Annotated in this window: 15 protein-coding genes and 1 riboswitch; of the genes, 5 read left to right on the top strand and 10 right to left on the bottom strand. The window is 68.8% G+C overall.

Translation table 11 applies throughout. From position 1 onward, the window contains the following. Window position 1 precedes the first annotated feature (1 nt). A complete protein-coding gene (locus GKZ92_RS08440) occupies window positions 2-1,399 on the top strand; it encodes a hypothetical protein (RefSeq protein WP_035750656.1) in 1,398 nt (465 codons plus the stop codon). A gap of 16 nt (window positions 1,400-1,415) precedes the next feature. Then, window positions 1,416-2,753: a diacylglycerol/lipid kinase family protein gene (locus GKZ92_RS08435; RefSeq protein WP_006359227.1), complete on the top strand. Its 1,338-nt coding sequence runs from the start codon at window positions 1,416-1,418 to the stop codon at window positions 2,751-2,753. Here GKZ92_RS08435 and GKZ92_RS08430 read toward each other — a convergent pair. The 6 genes from GKZ92_RS08430 to GKZ92_RS08405 form a co-directional block, all read right to left on the bottom strand. Then, window positions 2,724-4,460 carry a SulP family inorganic anion transporter gene (locus GKZ92_RS08430; protein WP_035750654.1) on the bottom strand — a complete coding sequence of 579 codons (1,737 nt, stop codon included), beginning with the start codon at window positions 4,458-4,460 and terminating at the stop codon, window positions 2,724-2,726. The two genes, GKZ92_RS08435 and GKZ92_RS08430, sit on opposite strands and share 30 nt — an antisense overlap. Window positions 4,461-4,517: 57 nt before the next feature. Continuing rightward, on the bottom strand, window positions 4,518-5,375 hold the full coding sequence (gene ppk2, locus GKZ92_RS08425) for a polyphosphate kinase 2 (RefSeq protein ID WP_042377563.1): 858 nt from the start codon (window positions 5,373-5,375) through the stop codon (window positions 4,518-4,520). A gap of 332 nt (window positions 5,376-5,707) precedes the next feature. After that, the gene (locus GKZ92_RS08420) at window positions 5,708-6,934 is read right to left on the bottom strand and encodes an acyl-CoA dehydrogenase family protein (protein WP_042376776.1); all 1,227 of its coding nucleotides are present in this window, start codon (window positions 6,932-6,934) and stop codon (window positions 5,708-5,710) included. A gap of 85 nt (window positions 6,935-7,019) precedes the next feature. Continuing rightward, the gene (locus GKZ92_RS08415) at window positions 7,020-7,544 is read right to left on the bottom strand and encodes a histidine phosphatase family protein (protein WP_006359223.1); all 525 of its coding nucleotides are present in this window, start codon (window positions 7,542-7,544) and stop codon (window positions 7,020-7,022) included. A 24-nt stretch (window positions 7,545-7,568) separates the two neighbouring features. Then, window positions 7,569-8,390 carry a CbtA family protein gene (locus GKZ92_RS08410; protein ID WP_155225168.1) on the bottom strand — a complete coding sequence of 274 codons (822 nt, stop codon included), beginning with the start codon at window positions 8,388-8,390 and terminating at the stop codon, window positions 7,569-7,571. Between the two features lie 52 nt (window positions 8,391-8,442). Beyond that, the gene (locus tag GKZ92_RS08405) at window positions 8,443-8,676 is read right to left on the bottom strand and encodes a CbtB domain-containing protein (RefSeq protein ID WP_006359221.1); all 234 of its coding nucleotides are present in this window, start codon (window positions 8,674-8,676) and stop codon (window positions 8,443-8,445) included. Between the two features lie 38 nt (window positions 8,677-8,714). Next, window positions 8,715-8,892: riboswitch (cobalamin riboswitch) on the bottom strand. A 9-nt stretch (window positions 8,893-8,901) separates the two neighbouring features. On the opposite strand from GKZ92_RS08405, the gene GKZ92_RS08400 reads away from it, so the two are divergent. Then, window positions 8,902-13,536: an ATP-dependent helicase gene (locus GKZ92_RS08400; RefSeq protein ID WP_042376763.1), complete on the top strand. Its 4,635-nt coding sequence runs from the start codon at window positions 8,902-8,904 to the stop codon at window positions 13,534-13,536. Continuing rightward, entirely contained in the window at window positions 13,529-14,320 is a 792-nt protein-coding gene (locus tag GKZ92_RS08395) for a DNA-formamidopyrimidine glycosylase family protein (RefSeq protein WP_042376761.1), read from the top strand. Before GKZ92_RS08400 ends, GKZ92_RS08395 begins: the two co-directional genes overlap by 8 nt. Window positions 14,321-14,418: 98 nt before the next feature. Here the strand turns inward: GKZ92_RS08395 and GKZ92_RS08390 are convergent, their stop codons facing one another. Both GKZ92_RS08390 and glpD read right to left on the bottom strand, forming a co-directional pair. Continuing rightward, the gene (locus tag GKZ92_RS08390; RefSeq protein ID WP_006359218.1) at window positions 14,419-14,841 is read right to left on the bottom strand and encodes a pyridoxamine 5'-phosphate oxidase family protein; all 423 of its coding nucleotides are present in this window, start codon (window positions 14,839-14,841) and stop codon (window positions 14,419-14,421) included. A gap of 116 nt (window positions 14,842-14,957) precedes the next feature. Next, window positions 14,958-16,700, bottom strand: coding sequence for a glycerol-3-phosphate dehydrogenase (glpD, locus tag GKZ92_RS08385; protein ID WP_006359217.1), 1,743 nt, complete (start codon window positions 16,698-16,700; stop codon window positions 14,958-14,960). A gap of 75 nt (window positions 16,701-16,775) precedes the next feature. Between glpD and glpK the strand changes: the two genes are divergently transcribed. Further along, window positions 16,776-18,263, top strand: a complete 1,488-nt coding sequence (gene glpK, locus GKZ92_RS08380; protein ID WP_155225693.1) for a glycerol kinase GlpK — start codon at window positions 16,776-16,778, stop codon at window positions 18,261-18,263. Between the two features lie 16 nt (window positions 18,264-18,279). On the opposite strand, the gene GKZ92_RS08375 is transcribed toward glpK, so the two are convergent. Both GKZ92_RS08375 and GKZ92_RS08370 read right to left on the bottom strand, forming a co-directional pair. Then, window positions 18,280-18,720, bottom strand: coding sequence for a hypothetical protein (locus GKZ92_RS08375; RefSeq protein ID WP_035750639.1), 441 nt, complete (start codon window positions 18,718-18,720; stop codon window positions 18,280-18,282). Further along, window positions 18,714-20,039: a hypothetical protein gene (locus GKZ92_RS08370; protein ID WP_035750637.1), complete on the bottom strand. Its 1,326-nt coding sequence runs from the start codon at window positions 20,037-20,039 to the stop codon at window positions 18,714-18,716. The genes GKZ92_RS08375 and GKZ92_RS08370 overlap by 7 nt, the downstream gene beginning before the upstream one ends. Window position 20,040 lies beyond the last annotated feature (1 nt).

Genomic DNA, 20,040 nt, shown 5'->3' with positions numbered 1-20,040 from the left:
CATGAACACGGAGAACCCTGGGCCCGATCAAGATCCCCCCGGGAGTACCGGCTCGATCAGCGCGTCGGAACGTGCCGAACTCGAGCAGTTGCGCGCCGAGGTCGCGACACTGCGCGCGAGTGCCGACACCGGTGGGACCGCACCGCCGGAGACCACCAAACGGCGCACGACCTGGCGCTGGGTCGCGGTGGGAATCTTGTGTGTCCTGGTCGCCCTGCTGGCCATCCTCTCGGTGACGTCCCGATTCGTCCGCGGCGAGATCCTCGACACCGACCGATACGTGACGACAGTCGCACCGCTGGCCTCGGATCCGGCGCTGCAGCAGGAGATCACCAACACCGTCACCGACGAAATCTTCACCCGCATCGACGTCGAGGCGCTGACCGCGTCCGCGCTCAACGCACTGACCGATGCGGTACCGGCCACGGAGACCGCCCCCCGCGTGGACCGTGCCATCGACGGATTGGCGCCCGTTCTCGCCGCTCAGGCCCGCACCTTCGTGCAGCAGACGGTGGCGTCCCTGGTCGAGAGCGACCAGTTCGAGACCCTGTGGGTGGAGGCGAACCGCCGGGGCCACACCGCCCTGGTCTCCGTGGTGACCGGTGAGGTGGGGCCGTCCTCGGTCTCCGTCGACGAGTCGGGAACGGTGAGCATCTCTCTGGGCACCGTGATCGACAACGTCAAGCAGCGTCTTCTGGACCGCGGATTCACCTTTGCCGAGAAGATCCCGGCGGTCGACAAGGAATTCGTCCTGTTCCGGTCACCCGAACTGGTTCGGGCGCAACGCGCGGTGTCCGCGCTCGACACCGCCGCCGACGTGCTGCCGTGGCTGACGATCGCCTGCGCGCTCGGGGCCGTCGCGGTGGCTCCGCGGGGTCGGCGCCTACGCTCGCTGTCCGTGGTCGGCCTCTCGCTGGTTCTCGCCATGCTGACCCTGGCCATCGCGCTGATCGTCGCGCGCGCACTCTATCTCGACAACATCCCGCCCGACATCCTCTCCCCCGACGCTGCAGCCGCCATCGCCGACACGGTCACCGGCCCCCTCCGCCTCGCGCTGCGCGCCGTGGCCGTGCTGGGCCTCGTGGTGGCGATCGGCGCCTTCCTGATCGGTGGCTCCGCATCGGCGGTCGCGGTCCGGCACGGATTCTCCGGCGGACTCGACAAACTCCAGAACCTTCGGAAATCACGACCTCCGAATGCCTTCGAGACGACCGCCTATCGTGCTCGAATCGCGTTACGGGCCGCGATCATCGGCGTCGGCGTACTGCTGCTGATGTTCTGGAACTATCCCACCGGACTGGTGGTGTTGCTCATCGTCATGTGTGGGCTGATCGCACTGCTCGTCGTGGAGATCGTGATCCGCCCGGCCCGGGCGGGCCCGGACGACGCGGCGACATGACCGAGGCTGCGGCGTCATGAACGTGGAAACGGCGGCGGCCGTCGACGAGCGTCCCGTGTCCCGACGATGGTGGGCCCGCGCCGCACTCGCGGCCGTGATCGTCGCGATCCTCCTGCCGATCGCGGTATCGGGACTGCGGGCACTCCTCACGCTTCTGCTGGTCTGCGTGATCTGCACGGTCGTCATCGTCGTAGCGGCCTACTGGTTCCTGATCAGCCGCGGCGCGGTCCGTGCACTGGCCGCTGTCGTCGTCGTCCTGCCACTCCCGTTCGTGGCGATCTACCTGATCCGCGAAGGTCAGCTCTGGGTCGTGATCGTGTCCGCGGCGCTCGTCGTCGTCGCGATCGCCTGCGCGCGGCGAGCGTTGCGACCGACTCCGGCCCAGTCGCTCATGCCGGAGCATCCGGCCCCGCCGGTGCTCCATCCCTTCCTGGTGATGAATCCGCGCTCGGGTGGCGGTAAGGTCGTCCGCTTCGACCTGCCACGCCGTGCCGAGGCACTCGGCGCCGAGGTCGCACTGCTGAGCGGGCCCGAGCATCTCGACGTCACGGAGTTGGCGGGGGACGCGGTCCGCCGGGGAGCCGACCTGTTGGGCGTGGCGGGCGGCGACGGCACGCAGGCGCTGGTCGCGGCTGTCGCAGCGGAGTACCACGTGCCGTTCCTCGTGATCAGCGCCGGCACACGTAACCACTTCGCCCTCGACCTCGGGCTGGACCGGAAGGACCCCGCACGCTGCCTGGACGCCCTCCACGACGGGGTCGAGGTGCATGTCGACCTCGGCTGGATCAACGGGCATCCATTCGTCAACAACGCGTCGTTCGGCGTCTACGCAGAGGTCGTGCAGAGTCCGCAGTACCGGGACGACAAGACCCGGACGGTCCTGCGGATGCTGCCGGACCTCCTCGGCGGCGTCACCGGCACCGGCCTGCGCGCCCGCATCGGCGACGACACCGTGACCGGGCCGCAGGCGATCCTGGTGAGCAACGGCCCCTACGCCACGAATGACGTGGCCGGCCTGGGGCGGCGCACGCGCATCGATTCCGGCCTGCTCGGTGTGGTGACGGTGTCGGTCGCCGACACCCGGCAGGCGGTGGGGCTGCTCCGACGCGGCCACGGACAGGGACTCGTACAGCGGACGGCGACCGAGGTCGTCGTCGAGGCCGACGCCGCGGAGATCCCGGTCGGCATCGACGGCGAGTCGGTGCGACTCCGGACACCGGTGCGCTGCACCATCTCCCCCGCGGCACTGCGGGTCCGTGTTCCACGCGAGCGCCCGGAGATCCGCGTCGCACCACCGCAACTGGACTGGGTCCGACTGTGGAATCTACTCCGGCCCGGAGCGGTCAGGGGTTGAGTCGGGGGCCGACCCGGGCGGCGATTGGACGCTCCGATATGCCTCGACAGCCGACTCGACCGTCGGGAAGAACCGGTCCTCGTCGAACCGGCCGTCGACGACGAAGCGGATGAGTTTGTCCTTCACCGGTCCCTTCAGCTCCGCGAACACCAGACGGATCGAGGACGATTCGAGTGCACGGTCGAGATCGATGAGCTCGTCGACGGCGGTGGTGTCGAGACCGGTGATCGGTTCGGCTGCGACGACGACCCACTTGACCGGTGGCTCGCTGTACGCCACCACATCCCGGACGTGCGCGGCGAAGATCTTGCCGTTGGCGAAGAACAGCGGTGCGTCAAAGCGGACCAGCACGAGCCCGGGAATCCGGTGTCCCTCCGGATGCCGGGTGACATCGAGAAAGCCCGTTCCCTCCAGCTCCACCAGCTCCGTACGATAGGGCTGCCAGGCCCTCGCCACCACGGCCACGAAGGACAACCCGATCGCGACCAGGATGCCCTCGAGCACACCCACGAGCGCGACGCCGACGAAAGCGGCTGCCGCCAAACCGAATTCGAGCTTGCTCAACCGCCAGATCCGGACCATGCCGGATATGTCGATGAGCGCGGTCGCCGCGACGATCACGACCGCCGCCAGCGTGGCGTCGGGTAGATAGGCGGTGACGCCGGGAGCCACGAGGACGAAGACCAGCACCGCGGCCGCCCCGACCGCTCCCGCGAGTTGCGTGCGTGCGCCGGCCTGTTCGGCGACCGGCGTACGTGAACCGCTGGCGGAGATGGGGAATCCGCCGAACAGGCCGGAGGCGATGTTGGCCGTGCCGATCGCCTTCATCTCCGTACTCCCGTCGACATCCTCACCGCGCCGGGCGGCGAATGTCCGTGAGAGCACGCCGGAGTCGGCGAAGGCGATGAGCGCGATTCCCGCGGCCGGCCCGAGAAGCGAGAGCACGTCATTCCAATCGGTCCCGCCGTACTGCGGAAGGGGCAGACCTGCCGGCAGGGCGCCGACCATGCCGATGTCGTCGTCGAGCCCGAGCACGGCCGTCACCACGATCGAACCGACCACGGCGACGAGGACACCCGGTACCCGTGCGAGCCACCGCCGGAACGCGACGATCACGACGAGACCGGCGAATCCCATCGCGGCGGCAACCGTGTCGGTCTTTCCGTCCAGCACCGAGGTGACGATCTCGCCGACCTCCTCGAACAGACCCGAGGCGTCGACCGAGAAGCCCAACAGCTTGGGCAGCTGTCCGATGACGACGATGAGCGCGATCGCGTTGAGGTACCCGAGTCTCAGCGGCTTGGAGAGGAGTTCGGTGACGAAGCCGAGCCGGAGGAATCCACCCAGGACGAGAATCGCCCCGACCAGTACGGCGAGGATCCCGGCGAGTGCCAGAGCGTCCTCCGGGTCACCGACGGCGGCCAGCGGCAGCACCGCTGCGGCGATCAGCGGCGCGAGCGACGAATCCGGGCCGAGCACAAGGATCTTCGACGGTCCGACCACGGCGTAAGCCGTCAGCGGCACGATCGTCGCCCACAGCCCCGCATACGCGGGCAGCCCGGCGGCTTCGGCGTAACCCATCCCGGCAGGGATCAGGAGCGCGGTCAGCACCAGCCCGGCGGTGACGTCTGTACGAAGCCACTCGCGTTTGTAGCTCCGGGCCGTCGCGAGCCCTGGAAGGCGCCACAACGCGGCGACGCCGCTCATGCGCGTGCCCGCCGCGGTGCGACGGCGACGCACTGATCACCGGTCATGTCACCGCTCCTAGTAGGGAGTGGGAATCCAGTGCAGCGCCTGGTCCGGCTGTCGGTAGCCGTGCGCCTTCTGCCGCTTCGGCAACGTGACCTCCGGACGTTCCAACGGGTCGTAGGGCACCTGACCGAGGAGATGGCTGATCACGTTGAGCCGACCGCGCTTTTTGTCGTCGTTGGAGGTGACATACCAAGGTGCCCAACCGGTGTCGGTGTAGCGGAACATCTCGTCGCGAGCCCGGGAGAAGTCGTACCAACGGCTGTAGGATTCGAGATCGGTCTTCGACAGCTTCCAGGTCTTGCGCGGATCGTCGATGCGACTCTGCAGGCGCTGGTTCTGCTGCTCCTGGCTGACCTCGAGCCAGTACTTCAGGAGGATGATCCCCGACTCGACCATCGCCCGCTCGACACTCGGGGTGTATTCCAGGAACTGGTGGACCTGTTCCTCCGTACAGAATCCGAGCACACGCTCGATCCCGGCACGGTTGTACCAACTCCGGTCGAAGATGACGACCTCACCCGCTGCCGGAAGGTGCGGTACATACCGCTGGAGATACAGCTGCGACTTCTCACGTTCGGACGGGACGGGCAGCGCGACGGTGCGGAACACTCGCGGGCTCACCCGCGCCGTGATCGCCTTGATGACACCCCCCTTGCCCGCCGTGTCCCGACCCTCGAAGACCACGCACACCTTGGCCCCCGACGACCTGACCCATTCCTGCATCGCCACCAGTTCGGCATGCAGGGGTTTGAGCGCCTTCCGGTATGCCTTGTCCGACATCGGACCGGCGGACCCGTCCGGTCGACCACCGACCAGCTCTCCGGTCGCTGACAGTTCGGGAGACATCTCCCGGTGCTTCTTCCCACCCATCGTTCACCTCACCATCGCGGAACGGCATGGGCAGCACAGCGAGGTCCCGAACTCCAGACACGAAGAGAAATACCGGAAACCTACGATTTGCCCGATTTGACGAATGCGACCGGAAACGAGCTTCGTCGCCACCGGATACGCGCGGTACCCACCTGCTGACATCGCCACCTCTTTCCTCGAAGGACTGGGCGAGTCACGTCGCATTGTCGACCGCCGGGCGCACGGTCACATCCGAATGCGCCGAACCGGGCCCAGAATTGCGCCGGTCCGCAATCGGGCCGTGAAAAAACGGCCCCGGCAGAGCTGCCGGGGCCGTCACCTCTCCCGGTGCATCAGCCGCGCAGCAGCCCCTTGGCGACGTGGGTCACCTGGATCTCGTTGCTGCCGGCGTAGATCATGAGCGACTTGGCATCTCGCGCGAGCTGCTCGACGCGGTACTCGGCCATGTAGCCGTTGCCGCCGAAGAGCTGGACGGCCTCCATCGCGACATCGGTGGCGGCCTTCGACGAGTAGAGCTTCATCGCCGACGCCTCCGACAGGCTCAGCGGCTTACCCGCCTTGCCGCGCTCGATCGCGCTGAAGAGCATGTTCTGCACGTTGATCCGGGCGATCTCCATCTCGGCGAGCTTGAGCTGGATGAGCTGGAACTGGGCGATCTCCTGACCCCACAGCTTGCGCGTCTTGGCGTAGTCGATCGACAGTCGTTGTGCCTCGTTGATGATGCCCAGCGAGAGCGCGGCGATGCCGACGCGTTCGGCGGTGAACCCAGCCTTGGCGCCTTCGGAGCCGCGCGAATCCTCACCGGTGTCCTCGGTCTCGCCGAGCAGACGGTCCTTGCCGACCCGGACGTTGTCGAAGAACAGCTCACCGGTCGGCGAGCTCATCATGCCCATCTTCTTGAACGGCTTGCCCTGCGTCAGGCCCGGCATCCCCTTGTCGAGGACGAAGGACAGCACCTTGCGGTCACGCATGGGGGTGCCGCTGCCGTCGTCGAGCTTCGCGAACACGACGATGGTGTCGGCGTACGGGCCGTTGGTGATGAACGTCTTCTGGCCGTTCAGGATGTAGTCGTCACCGTCGCGGCGGACGGTGGTCTTCATGCCGCCGAGAGCGTCGGAGCCCGAATCGGGTTCGGTGATCGCCCAGGCGCCGACCTTCTCCATGGTGACCAGCTCGGGCAGCCAGCGCTTCTTCTGGGCGAGCGTGCCCTTGCCCCGGATCGTCGAGGCGGTCAGGCCCATGCTCACACCGAGCGAGGCGACGAGGCCCAGGCACACACCGGCAAGCTCGATGTTGACCATCATGAACATCGAACCGCCCATGCCACCACCCTCGCCGGACGATTTCTTCTTCTCCCCGTTGGCCTCTGCCTCGAGTTCCTTTTCCAGCGCGTCCTTGGCCATCGCGTCGACCCCGAAGGTCGACAGCAGCTTGCGGGTGATGTCGTACGGAGGCAGCACGCCGGACTCGAGCTCGTCGAGATGTGGCCGGATCTCCTTGTCGATGAACGCGCGCAGCGCATCCCGCACCATCAGATCTTCATCGGACCACTCGAACATCGTCACTCTCCCCAGACAGTGCCCGCCGGGGGCGAACACGTTTCAGTTTTGCCGACTCAACTGTGTCAGGAGTCACTCACGATGTCTAGGTACGTCCGCCCGATTCTGTTTCTTCAGGGCGAATTCTCAGGGGCGGCCAGTGGTAGCAGGCCGCCGGCCGGACCTCGCACCGGAAGTATCCCGTGGCGTCGTCGCACAGAAGTGCCTGCGCGACGGGCATGGCCACGACGATCGACGCCCCGACGGTGATCGTGCGGTCGCGCCAGTCGTGCACCCGTCGCACGAACGCCTCGACACTCTCGCCGCCATGGGGCCGGGCCGCCGGATCGGTGAAGAAGGCCGCGAGCTCGCGTGGATCGATGTCCTCGGGCGCCGATCCCGCCCAGTTCCCGACATCGAGCGTGCGAAGCGCGTCGTCGACCTCGACCCGACCACCCAGGAGCCGGGCGCTCTCGAGTGTCGCGGGCTCGGGCCCGCAGAAGGACACCGGCCCGACGAGGGACGCGGCGAGCGCTTCGACGTCACGGCGGCCGCGGTCGTCCAGCGACGCGTCACCGCCGAAGCGCACCGATCGATTGGGACCGGTGCGCCCGGCGGTGATGATCTGCACAGGAATGGCAGTGCGCGGTCAGCTCTACACGGCGTCGACCGTCGGCGACGTGCTGGAGCTCTTCGACCGCGCCATCGCGCCGAGGATCAGCGCGAAGGTCACCGTCAGCACCGTCCAGAGGATCACCTGGTTGGTGATCGTGTACACGCGGAAGTCGGCGACGACGTCCGCCGGGAAGCCGGGGAACACGATCTGGCCGGCGTCGGTGCGCACCGGCTCGGGCACCTCGTCGAACGACGGCAGCAGCGCGATGGTGACGCCGACCGCGATCACGTACGCGGCACCGCCCACGACGGCCGACACCAGTCCGCCGATCCTCGGCCGCAACCACAGCTCGAGTGCGACGGCCACGATCATCAGCACGACCGACGCGATCGTGACGGTCAGGAATGCACCCGTCCGTTCCCCGATCGTGTCGTCGTCCCCGACCGCAGGCGGGTTGGCCGGGTAGGCGAAGAACGGAACACCGAAGACGGCGACGAAACCGATCGCGCCGAGCGCCCCGGCGACCGCGCGGGCATCGGTGGCCGGATACCGGTTGCCGAGGTAACTCCACAGCACGGTGAAGGCGACCCCGAAGAACGCGCCCATGCACAGGGCGAACACCAGGTTTCCGACGCCGGCGCCCAGATTCTCCTGCATGGCGCGGGTGAAGACCTCGCCGCCGTCGCCGTGCGAATGGCCGCCGACCGTATGTGCCAGCGCCTCTTCGGCTTCCGAGCGTTCACCCTCGTAGTCGACGGCCTTCGACACCACGGGTTCGAGGTAGAACCGTGCGAAGACGAACGAGATGATGCCGGCGATCAGGCCCGAGAGCAGACCTGCGCCGATGAGTTTCTTCTCCATGTGAACTTGTCCCTACGTTGTGAGAGTCAGGCCGACGCAGTGCGGTGAACGCTCAGTGGCAGGGAAAGCCGAGGAAGTGGCGGGAGTCGTGCACGAACTCGTGCACATAGGTGTTCTCCCCGAAGACCGACACGACACCTTGGTCGTAGCCGAGGAAGTAGTAGGCGAGCCCGGCCAGGAGGACCGTGAGGCTCAGCCAGAGCGCTGCGCTCGCGACCGACAGGTTCGGTACCGAAATCGCACGGGTGGGTGACTTGACTGCTTCGGCCGTACGGGGAGACGTCATGGGATTGTCCTTTCGCCGATCTCGCGTCGGTGAGTGTGTCGGATCTTTTGGCGCCGGCACGGCATCCTGACTCACGTCTTCCCCAGGCGCCGTCGAAATCCTCGACCGCGTCCGGCGTTGTCGTTCACAGTGGCGCGACCGCTCCGGATTCTCACCGGATTCCCCGTACAGGCGTGTATCGACTGTATACCCAGACCTGTCGCACATGTGAGACATAGTGGAGAGATGCCCCGCCCCTCGGTTCTCGATCGCTTCACCGCCCCCACCCGGCGATGGTTCACCGGAGCGTTCACCAAGCCGACCGCGGCCCAGAAAGGCGCCTGGACCTCGATCGCCGACGGCGCGAACACCCTGGTCATCGCCCCGACCGGGTCCGGCAAGACGCTCGCGGCATTCCTCTGGGCGCTCGACCGGCTGGCCGCCGACGCCGCCACCCGCCGTCCGGGCACGAAGGTCGTCTACATCTCGCCGCTGAAGGCGCTCGCCGTCGACGTGGAGCGCAATCTACGCGCGCCCCTCACCGGGATCACCCGTGCGGCGCAGGAATTGGACCTGCCCGAACCGAACATAACGGTCGGTGTCCGGTCCGGCGACACCTCGGCCGCTGACCGCCGCGCTCTGGTGAAGACCCCGCCCGACATCCTGATCACCACGCCCGAGTCGCTCTACCTGATGCTGACCTCCGCGGCCCGGGAGAGCCTCACGAATGTCGAGGCGATCATCGTCGACGAGGTCCATGCGGTCGCCGCCACCAAACGCGGCACACATCTGGCCCTGACCCTCGAGCGCCTCGACGAGCTGCTCGAGAAGCCCGCCCAACGGATAGGCCTGTCGGCGACCGTGCGGCCTCCCGAGGTCGTCGCCGGGTACCTGTCCGGCTCGGCGCCCTGCCAGGTCGTCAAGCCCAAGGCCGACAAGACCTTCGATCTCCGCGTCGACGTGCCGGTCGAGGACATGGCGAACATCCCGCCGGCACCCGGCCCGGACGGCGCCGACCCGGCCGAGCTCGACGACGCATTCTCCCCCACGGCCGGTTCGCTGTGGCCGTACGTGGAGGCGTCGATCGTCGACCAGATCGAGGCCAACCGGGCGACGATCGTGTTCGCGAACTCCCGTCGGCTCGCCGAGAAGCTGACCGCGCGGCTCAACGAGATCCACGCCGAGCGGCAGGGTGTCACGCCCGAGCCCACCGCCAACCCGACGGTCGCGGGCGGGGCTCCCGCGTTCGTGATGGGCAGCGGGGCGAGTTCCGGCGCCGAGGCGGTCCTCGCGCGGGCACACCACGGTTCGGTGAGCAAGGAGCAGCGCGCGCAGATCGAGGACGACCTCAAGGCCGGTCGCCTGTCCTGCGTCGTGGCGACCAGCTCGCTCGAACTCGGTATCGACATGGGTGCGGTGGATCTCGTGATCCAGGTGGAGGCCCCGCCGTCGGTGGCCAGCGGCCTGCAGCGCATCGGCCGCGCCGGCCATCAGGTGGGCGAGATCAGCCAGGGCATCCTCTATCCCAAACACCGCACCGATCTGCTGCACTGCACGGTCACCGTCGGGCGCATGCTCGACGGTGCGATCGAGGAGATCAAGGTTCCCCAGAATCCCCTCGACATCCTCGCGCAGCAGACCATCGCGGCCGCCGCCGTCGACGATCTCGAGGTCGACCACTGGTACGAGGTCGTTCGCCGGGCGGCTCCCTACCGCGACCTCGGACGCGGGGTCTTCGACGCCACCCTCGATCTCATCGCCGGGCGGTTCCCCTCAGACGAGTTCGCCGAACTCCGGCCGCGGGTCAACTGGGACCGCGACGCGGGCGTGATCACCGGCCGCCGTGGCGCCCAACGACTCGCCGTCACCTCCGGCGGGTCGATCCCCGATCGCGGACTGTTCGGCGTCTTCATGGTCGGCGAGAAGTCCACGCGCGTGGGCGAACTCGACGAGGAGATGGTGTACGAGTCGCGGGTCGGCGATGTCTTCGCCCTCGGCGCGACGAGCTGGCGCATCGAGGACATCACCCACGACCGCGTCCTGGTGTCGCCGGCCTTCGGGCAGCCCGGCAGGCTGCCGTTCTGGATCGGCGACGCGATCGGACGTCCCGCCGAACTCGGTGCGGCGATCGGCGCGTTCACCGGGGCCATCGCCGATCCCGGGAAACTCGACGCCCATGCCGAGAGGCTCGGACTCACCGAGAACGCCCGCACCAACCTGGCCACGCTCATCGCCGAACAGCGCGAGGCGACCGGTCACCTCCCCACCGACCGGACGCTCGTCGTCGAACGGTTCCGCGACGAACTCGGCGACTGGCGCGTCATCCTGCACTCCCCCTATGGCTTGCGTGTCCACGCGCCGTGGGCGAGCGCCATCTCCCAACGACTCCTCGCGACACTGGGTATCGAGGGCGCCACCACCGCCTCCGACGACGGCATCATCCTGCGTCTGCCCGACACCGACGACGCACCCCCGGGTGCCGACGTCTTCCTCCTCGATCCCGACGAGGTCGAACAGCTCGTGACCGACGGTCTCGCCGACTCGTCGATGTTCGCCTCGCGGTTCCGCGAATGTGCCGCGCGCGCACTGCTCCTGCCGCGGCGCGATCCCGGCCGGCGCGCGCCGCTGTGGCAGCAGCGGCAGCGCAGCGCCCAATTGCTCTCCGTCGCATCCAAGTTCCCGGACTTCCCGATCGTCCTCGAAGCGGTTCGCGAGTGCCTGCAGGACGTGTACGACCTCCCGGCACTGCTCGACCTGCTCGGCCGCATCCGGTCGCGCCGGATCCGCGTCGTGGAGACCGAGACCCCGAGTCCGTCGCCGTTCGCGGCGTCGCTGCTGTTCGGCTACGTCGGCGCCTTCATGTACGCCGACGACGCGCCGCTCGCCGAACGTCGAGCCGCCGCCCTGTCCCTCGACACCAGCCTCCTCGCGCAGCTGCTCGGCCGCGTCGACCTGCGTGAGCTCCTCGATCCCGGCGTCATCGCCGAGGTCATCGCCCGCCTGCAACGCCTGTCACCCGACCGCCAGGCACGCGACGCCGAGGACGTCGTCGACCTCCTCCGCTGGCTCGGACCGCTGACCACCGAAGAGGTCGAGCCGAGATATCGGGGAGAAGCGGCGGTGGCCGAGGTGCTGGCCGAGCTGCACCGCAGCGGGCAGATCATCTCGGTCAACCACAACCGGCGCGCGCTGTGGGCGTCGATCGACGACACCGCACGACTCCGCGACGCACTCGGAGTCCCTGCACCGATGGGCATCCCGGCGGCCTACCTCGAACCGGTACCCGACCCGGTCGGCGACCTCATCGGGCGCTACGCCCGCACCCACGGGCCCTTCACCGTCACCGACGCGGCGGCGTCCCTGGGCATCGCGACCGCCGTCGTCCGCGACACCCTGGCCCGCCTCGCCGCGGAACGACGCGTCGTCGAAGGTGATTTCCTGCCCGAGACCGGCACCGCCGATCCGGCCCAGGGAGCGGCACCGACCACCCAGTGGTGCCACACCGACGTCCTCGGTCAGATCCGGCGCGGGTCGCTCGCCGCGAGCCGGGCCGAGGTCGCACCGGTCGGCACCGAGGTTCTCACCCGCTTCCTCGTGGAATGGCAGCACGGTTCGCCCGGAACGCAGCTCCGCGGGGTCGACGGCCTCGCCACCGTCATCGACCAGCTGGCCGGTTACCCGCTGCCGGCGTCGGCCTGGGAGTCGCTGATATTGCCCGCGCGCGTCTCGGACTATGCCCCGTCCATGCTCGACGAGCTACTGAGCAGCGGCGAGGTCGTGTGGTCGGGGCACGGCCGCATCGGCAACGCCGACGGCTGGGTGGCCCTGCACCCCGCCGACGTGGCCGCGTTCACCATCTCCGAGGCCGACACCATCGACACCACGGCCCTGCACGATGCGATCACCACCGCACTCCACCCCGGTGGTGCACTGCGGTTCCCGCAGATCGCCGCGGACATCAGCACCGGCACCACGACGCCGGCCGCGGACATCGAATCCGCACTCTGGGACCTGGTCTGGGCGGGACAGGTCAGCAATGACACGTTCGCACCCGTCCGCGCACTGCTGCATCCCCGGCGCAGCCCGACGACGCCACGGTCGGCGCCCGCCCACCGCGCCCGCGGCAGGGCCCCACGACTCCGCGCCGGTCGCCTCTCCGCGCGCTACCTGACCGAGCACGCCTCCGGGCCGCCGGTGTCGCCGACCGCGAGCGGCCGGTGGTTCGCCCTGGACCGACCCGAGATCGACCCGACCATCGCCACGCAGGCACTGTGCGACCAACTGCTCACGCGCTACGGCGTGATCACGCGGGGCAGCGTCACCGCCGAGGAGGTGACCGGCGGATTCGCCCGGGTGTACAAGGCGCTCACCATTTTCGAGGACAACGGCCAGGTCCGCCGCGGCTACTACGTCGACGGCCTCGGCGGCGCGCAGTTCGCCTCCCCGGCCACGGTCGACGAGTTGCGGCGTCACGCTCTCCCCGACCGCAAGCCGCCGCGCGAGGCGACCATCCTCGCCGCCACCGACCCCGGCAACCCATACGGCGCGGCGCTGGAGTGGCCACGATCCCGCGACGCCGACGCGGGACACCGCCCGGGCCGCAAGCCCGGCGCCCTGGTGGTGCTCGTCGACGGCGAACTCGTGTGCTTCGTCGAGCGTGGCGGCAAGACGCTGCTGACGTTCACCGATTCGATCCCGGCGCTGGAATCCGCCGCCGGCGCGCTGGTGGCCCTGGTCCGCGCCGGCCGGATCTCCCGGCTGACCATCGACGCGATCGACTCCGAACCGGTGCGCGGCACCGATTTCGGGAAGGTGCTCGTCGAGGCCGGTTTCTCCACGACCCCGCGCGGCATCCGACTCCGGTACGGAACCCATGCCTGAGGGCGACACCGTCTTCGCCGCGGCCGCGCGGCTGCGTCAGGGGCTGGAGGGACGAACCCTCACGTCGACGCAGTTCCGCATCCCGTCGCTCGCGACGTCGGACCTGTCGGGACGGACCGTCGTCTCCGTCCGATCGAGGGGCAAGCATCTGCTCATCGACGTCGGCGAGAGCGAGCCCGGCGCGGGCGACGCGCTCAGCATCCACTCGCATCTGAAGATGGAGGGCGTTTGGCACGTGCATCGCCGGGGCCAGAAGTGGCGTCGCCCCGCCTATCAGGCGCGCGTCGTGCTGCGCACCGACGACCACGAGGCCGTCGGCTTCGACCTCGGCACGCTCGAACTGCTCGCCGACCCGGACGCCGCCCTCGCGTATCTGGGACCGGACCTGCTGGCCGACGACTTCGACCGCGAGGCGGCGATCCGACGCCTCGCCGCCGACCCCGACCAGACGATCGGCGCGGCACTCCTCGACCAGCGCCTCATGGCCGGCGTCGGCAACGTCTTCCGCAGCGAGATCTGTTATCTGCGTGGCGTTCTCCCGACCCGACCGGTCGGCGAGGTGGATCTCGGTCCGATGGTCGATCTCAGCCGACGTCTGTTGTGGGCCAACCGAATGGGCTCGGCTCGCACCACCACCGGCCAGACCTCACCGAACGGGCGGATGTGGGTCTACGGCCGCAAGGGACAGCTGTGCCGCCGCTGCGCGACGATCATCAAGCGCGGCGAGATCCCGTCGACCGGCGGCGATCGATCCATCTACTGGTGCCCGCGCTGCCAGACCTGATGCGTAAACCCAGCCCTGTTCCGTAGAGCCACCCCCGGCAAGTGGGCTGGGTTCACGGATAAGGGCTGGGTTTGCGATGGCGGCCGGGTTTGCGGAGCTCAGACGGGATAGCGCTCGGGTTCGGGCCCGAACTCGAAGCGGCGCGCGGTGATCTCCTCGACGGCGATCTCCACGTAGTTGTATTTCACCGTCGCGATCCACGGGCGCAGGGGCAGCTTGTCGGCCGCCTCGATGTCGCCGAACGACGTCAAAACGCGTGCCGTTCCCTTGGCGACGACGCTCCAGCCGCCGGTGTCGGTGTGGGCGTCGGTCTCGAACGCCACGCGGTTGTTCACGACGACTTCGGAGAGTTTCGTCCCCTCACCGGTGCGCAGCGTGATCTTGCCGTCCGCGGCGTGGTAGTTGACGGGGAAGATGTCGGGTGAACCGTTGACGCTCAACGCGATACGACCCAGCTCGGCGGAGCCGAGTAGTTCCCATGCCTCTTGCGGGCCGAGGACCTGAACCGGAGTCTCTGTCATGACCAGTCCCTTCTCTCCCCCACCCTCGATCCTGCCTCGGGGACGTCGGACCGAACAGAGGCCAACGGCCCACTCATCCGGAACACAATGTCACCGAACCGGCGAAACCGGCGATCTCACTCCGGGACGGGTACCGGCTCGAGAATCTCCGAACGCGCCTCGGGCGCGGCCGCCCGCAGTGCGTCGGCGGAATCGTCGTCGGGTTGCTGTTGCGACGCCACCTCGGCCTCGACGCGCGCGATGTAGTTGGCCACCTCGAAGTCGCGCTTCTCGGTGGTCCACCCGAGAAGGGGTGCGAGCAGATCGGCGACCTCGCCGGCGCAGTCGACGCCGCGGTGCGAGTACTCGATCGCGATCCGGGTGCGCCGGGCCAGCACGTCCTCGAGATGGAGCGCGGCCTCGGCGACCGCTGCGTACACCACTTCGACGCGCAGATACTGCGGCGCGGCGGCCAGCGGTGCGAGCAGCGACCTGTCCTCCTGCGCGTAGTAGAGCACGTCGTCGATCAGCGAGCCGTAGCGGTTGAGCAGTCGCCGAACCCGGTACGGGTGCAGGCCGTATCGCTCCCCGAGATGTTCGCACTGGTTGATCAGCGCGAAGTATCCGTCCGCACCGAGCAGCGGCACCCGCTCGGTGATCGACGGCGCCACCCGGGTGGGAATGAAGTCGTTGCACGCGTCGACGGCGTCGGCGGCCATGACCCGGTAGGTGGTGTACTTGCCACCCGCGATCGACACCAGACCCGGTGCCACGGTGGCGACGGCATGCTCACGCGAGAGCTTCGACGTCTCGTCGTCCTCGCCCGCCAGCAGCGGTCGCAAACCGGCGTAGACGCCCTCGATGTCGTCGTGGTTCAGCTTGGTGACCAGCACCTCGTTGACGCGTTCCAGGATGTAGTCGATGTCCGCCCGGGTGGCGGCCGGGTGCGCGAGGTCGAGGTTCCAATCGGTGTCGGTGGTGCCGATGATCCAATGCGTCTCCCATGGGATGACGAACAGCACCGAGTTGGCGGTGCGGAGGATGATCGCGGTCTCGCTGACGATCCGGTCGCGCGGCACCACGATGTGCACGCCCTTCGACGCGCGCACCTTGAAGTGGCCGCGCTGCTTGGACAATGCCTGCACCTCGTCGGTCCAGACCCCGGCGGCGTTGATGACGCAGTGGGCGCGCACCTCGGTGACGTCGCCGTTCTCGGTGTCGCGCACACGGACTCCGAGGACGCGGTCGGATTCGCGCAGGAAACCGATCACCTGTGTCGAAGTGCGGATGACCGCGCCGTAGTTCGCCGCGGTGCGGGCCACCGTGAGGCTGTGCCGCGCGTCGTCGACAACCGTGTCGTAGTAACGGATTCCGCCGATGAGCGAGCTGCGCTTGAGCGCCGGAGCCACGCGCAGGGCACCCGAGCGGGTCACATGTTTCTGCCCGGGGACCGATTTCGCGCCGCCCATGCGGTCGTAGAGGAAGATCCCCGCCGCGACATACGGCCGCTCCCAGACCCGCTGCGTCAGCGGGTAGAGGAACGGGAGGGGTTTCACCAGGTGCGGGGCCAGCAGCCGTAGCGAGAGTTCGCGCTCCTTGAGTGCCTCACGGACGAGCCCGAATTCGAGCTGTTCCAGGTAGCGCAGACCGCCGTGGAACATCTTCGACGACCGGCTCGACGTCCCCGAGGCGATGTCACGCGCCTCGACCAGGGCCACCCGCAGACCGCGCGTGGCGGCGTCGAGTGCGGCACCCACGCCGACCACCCCGCCGCCGATCACGACGACGTCGAACTGTTCCTCACCGAGCCGCCGCCACGCTTCGGCTCGGTAGAGCGGGCCCATGTCCGCCGGCCGGTCCGGGTTGAACTCGGTGTTCATGTTCGCCGAGCCTAATTGATCTCGGCCCGCACCACAGCGTGCGACACTGACGGCGTGGGCAGTTCAGGCAAATACGTGGCGGCGATCGACCAGGGCACCACCTCCACCCGGGCGATGATCTTCGACCACCAGGGACGCGTCGTCGGCGTCGAGCAACTCGAACACGAACAGATCTTCCCGCGGGCCGGCTGGGTCGAACACGACGCCGCCGAGATCTGGCGCAACACGCGCCGCGTGGGTGCCGCCGCGCTGGCCTCCGCCGAGCTGACCGCCAAGGACATCGTCGCCTGCGGCATCACCAATCAGCGCGAGACCACGGTGATCTGGGACCGTGAGTCCGGGAAGCCGGTCCACAACGCGATCGTCTGGCAGGACACCCGCACCGGTGACGTGTGCACGGAGCTCGCCGGCGACGTCGGCGTCGACCGTTACCGCGAACGCACCGGCCTGCCGCTGTCCACCTACTTCGCCGGACCCAAGGTCCGCTGGCTGCTCGACAACGTCGACGGTCTGCGCAACCGTGCCGAGGCGGGTGAATTGTGCTTCGGCACAATGGATTCCTGGATCGCGTGGAACATGACCGGTGGTGTCGACGGCGGGCAGCACGTCACCGACGTCACCAACGCCTCACGCACCATGCTCATGGACCTGCGGACGTTGAGCTGGGATGAGGAGATCTGCAAGGAGATGGGCATCCCGATGTCCCTGCTGCCGGAGATCCGCAGCTCGTCCGGCGAATTCGGCTCGCTGCGCGGGAACGGCCCCCTCCCCGACGTCCCGCTGACCGGCATCCTCGGCGACCAGCAGGCCGCCACCTTCGGTCAGGCGTGCCTGTCACCCGGCGAGGCCAAGAACACCTACGGGACCGGGAACTTCCTGCTGCTCAACACCGGCACCGAACCGGTCTTCAGCGAGCACGGCCTGCTGACGACGGTCTGCTACCGCATCGGCGACCAGCCGGCGCGCTACGCGCTCGAGGGGTCGATCGCGGTGACCGGGTCGCTCATCCAGTGGCTTCGGGACAATCTCGGCCTCTTTTCCGCGGCATCGGATGTCGAGAAGCTGGCCGCGGAGGTCGACGACAACGGCGGCGCGTACTTCGTACCCGCCTTCTCCGGTCTGTTCGCGCCGCGCTGGCGCTCGGATGCCCGCGGCGTGATCGTCGGCCTGACCCGCTTCGTCAACAAGGGCCACCTGGCGCGGGCGGCACTGGAGGCCAGTGCTTTCCAGACCCGCGAGGTCATCGAGGCCATGCAGGCCGACGCCGGCATGGAGCTGTCCACGCTCAAGGTCGACGGCGGGATGGTGGTCAACGAACTGCTCATGCAGTTCCAGGCAGACATCCTCGACGTCCCCGTCGTGCGTCCCGTGGTCAACGAGACCACCGCGCTGGGTGCGGCCTACGCCGCCGGTCTGGCTGTGGGGTTCTGGGAGAGCGAGGACGACATCCGCGCCAACTGGGCCGAGGACAAGCGCTGGAAGCCCACGATGGCCGAGGAGGAACGAGGCCGCCTGTACGGCGAATGGAACCGGGCCGTCGAGCACAGCTTCGGTCTGGCGTGACTCGGGCGACCGTGGTTCAGACGATGAAGTCGGCGAGAACACCGACGACGCCCGCGCTGCCACCGAGGGCAGCGGCAGCTTCGTAGGCGGCCTCCCGCAGTGCCGTGCGCGGAGCCTCGGCCGTTGTCGACACCGACATCGCGGCGAGGATGCAGTCGAGGGCCCGGGCCCGCCGGAAGCTGTCCAGCTGTGCGTCGACGTCACCGCGACGCTGATGCGCGAACGCGTCGAAGTCGTGTTGCGCGGCAACCACTCTCAGTGCGGCCACACCCGCCGGGTCGGCACTTCCCTGCTGGCGCCACTGCCTGATCACGTCGCGGATCTCGGGGGTCGACGCCCCCGTCACGTCCATCACCGTGGCGACGAGGAGGTGCAGACACCGGATGATGTCCTCGTCGGGTACGGCAGAGGCGAGCCGGGCGACGCCTCCGGGCAGCCGGTCGACCCGGTTCAGCATGTCCGGCCCCGTGTGTTCGACGACGGTTCGTCACCGCCGTCGGCGCGCGTGTCGGGAGTCCCCGGCGAACGATCCGGCGGGGTGAGCACCTCCCCCGGCGTCGGCCGGAAAGCCGGGGTCTCGGACAGGGGCGAGGCCGGGCGGGGAATCCAGTCGCCGATGACCGGCGGCCCGACGAGCGGCAGATCGCCGACGATCTCCGCGCCGTGCTCACGATTGTGCAGATAGGGTGCGGCTTTGTGCTGGTCGTCGTTCTCGGCCCCGGGTCGGCGGCCTGTCGGCGGCGCGCCGGCGGGACCCACCGGTGGTGTGATCCCGGCACGCGGTGCGGCAGCGCTCGCGGCGGGCGGCGTCGACGCCGTGGGCGTCGCAACACCCGGCGCCGACGTCGACAGCGGGAGTGGTCCGACGACCGGGCTCGGCACTGGTCCTAATCCCGACCCGGAACCTGCTCCCCCGGAACGGGATTCGTTCCCGGTTCCCGATCGTCCGGAGTCGGCGAGACCGTGCGTGCCGCTTCCCGGGGTGCCCCGGCCGCCGCGGAGAAGACCGTCGGGGTCGTCGGCACCCCCGCGGCCGGACGATCCCGACGACGACGAGGACGAGGACACCGGAGTCACCGGGGTGGGTCCGCCGCCCGCCGGGCCCGGAGCCGCCCCGGTGGTCGCGACTGGGATCGCGCCGCCACCAGAACGGCCGAAGTCCCCGGCGTCGACGGTGTTCGCGGCCTGCCCCCGGGGTGCCTCGGAACCCGAACCCGAGCCGACTCCGGCTGCCGACATGCCACCCACTCCGCGAACCATGTCGTCCGGTCCGGTGGGCTCGGGAAGCGAGTGCTGGACCCGTTGCATCGGTGACGAATACGTACCCGACATGGTCCGGTCCGCCTCGAACCGCACCGTCGGCGCGTCCTCGGGATTGTCGCGGAGGTGCTGCTGCAGTTCGCGCAGCCGTCCTTCCTGCCCCCGTGTCGCACCGACGATCCCGACCGCGCTGCTCAGTGCCTCGCCGACGACGGTTGCCGTCTCCAGGCTGCGCTGCATGGCGTCGGACAACAACTTCCCCGCCTCGAGGGCGGTGTCGGAGGCGAGGCCGCGCAGGTCGTCACCGAACATCGCCGCCATCCGCTCCGACGCACGGCGTACCGCGTCGATCGCCTTGAGGATCGTCTCGACGTCACCGGCCGCCTGTCCGGGCTCCATGGTGCGGAGGGTGTCGATGATCTCGTCGATGCCCATCCCGGCCCAGTCGGTGCGTCCGCCGCCGAAGGACGGGGCGTTCGACACGCCCCGGTTGTTCTGGGCGAACGGTCCTGTCACG

The organism is Gordonia sp. 135 (assembly GCF_009720185.1).
Classification (GTDB): Bacteria; Actinomycetota; Actinomycetes; order Mycobacteriales; family Mycobacteriaceae; genus Gordonia; species Gordonia alkanivorans.
This window is presented reverse-complemented; position numbering and strand designations above follow the sequence as displayed.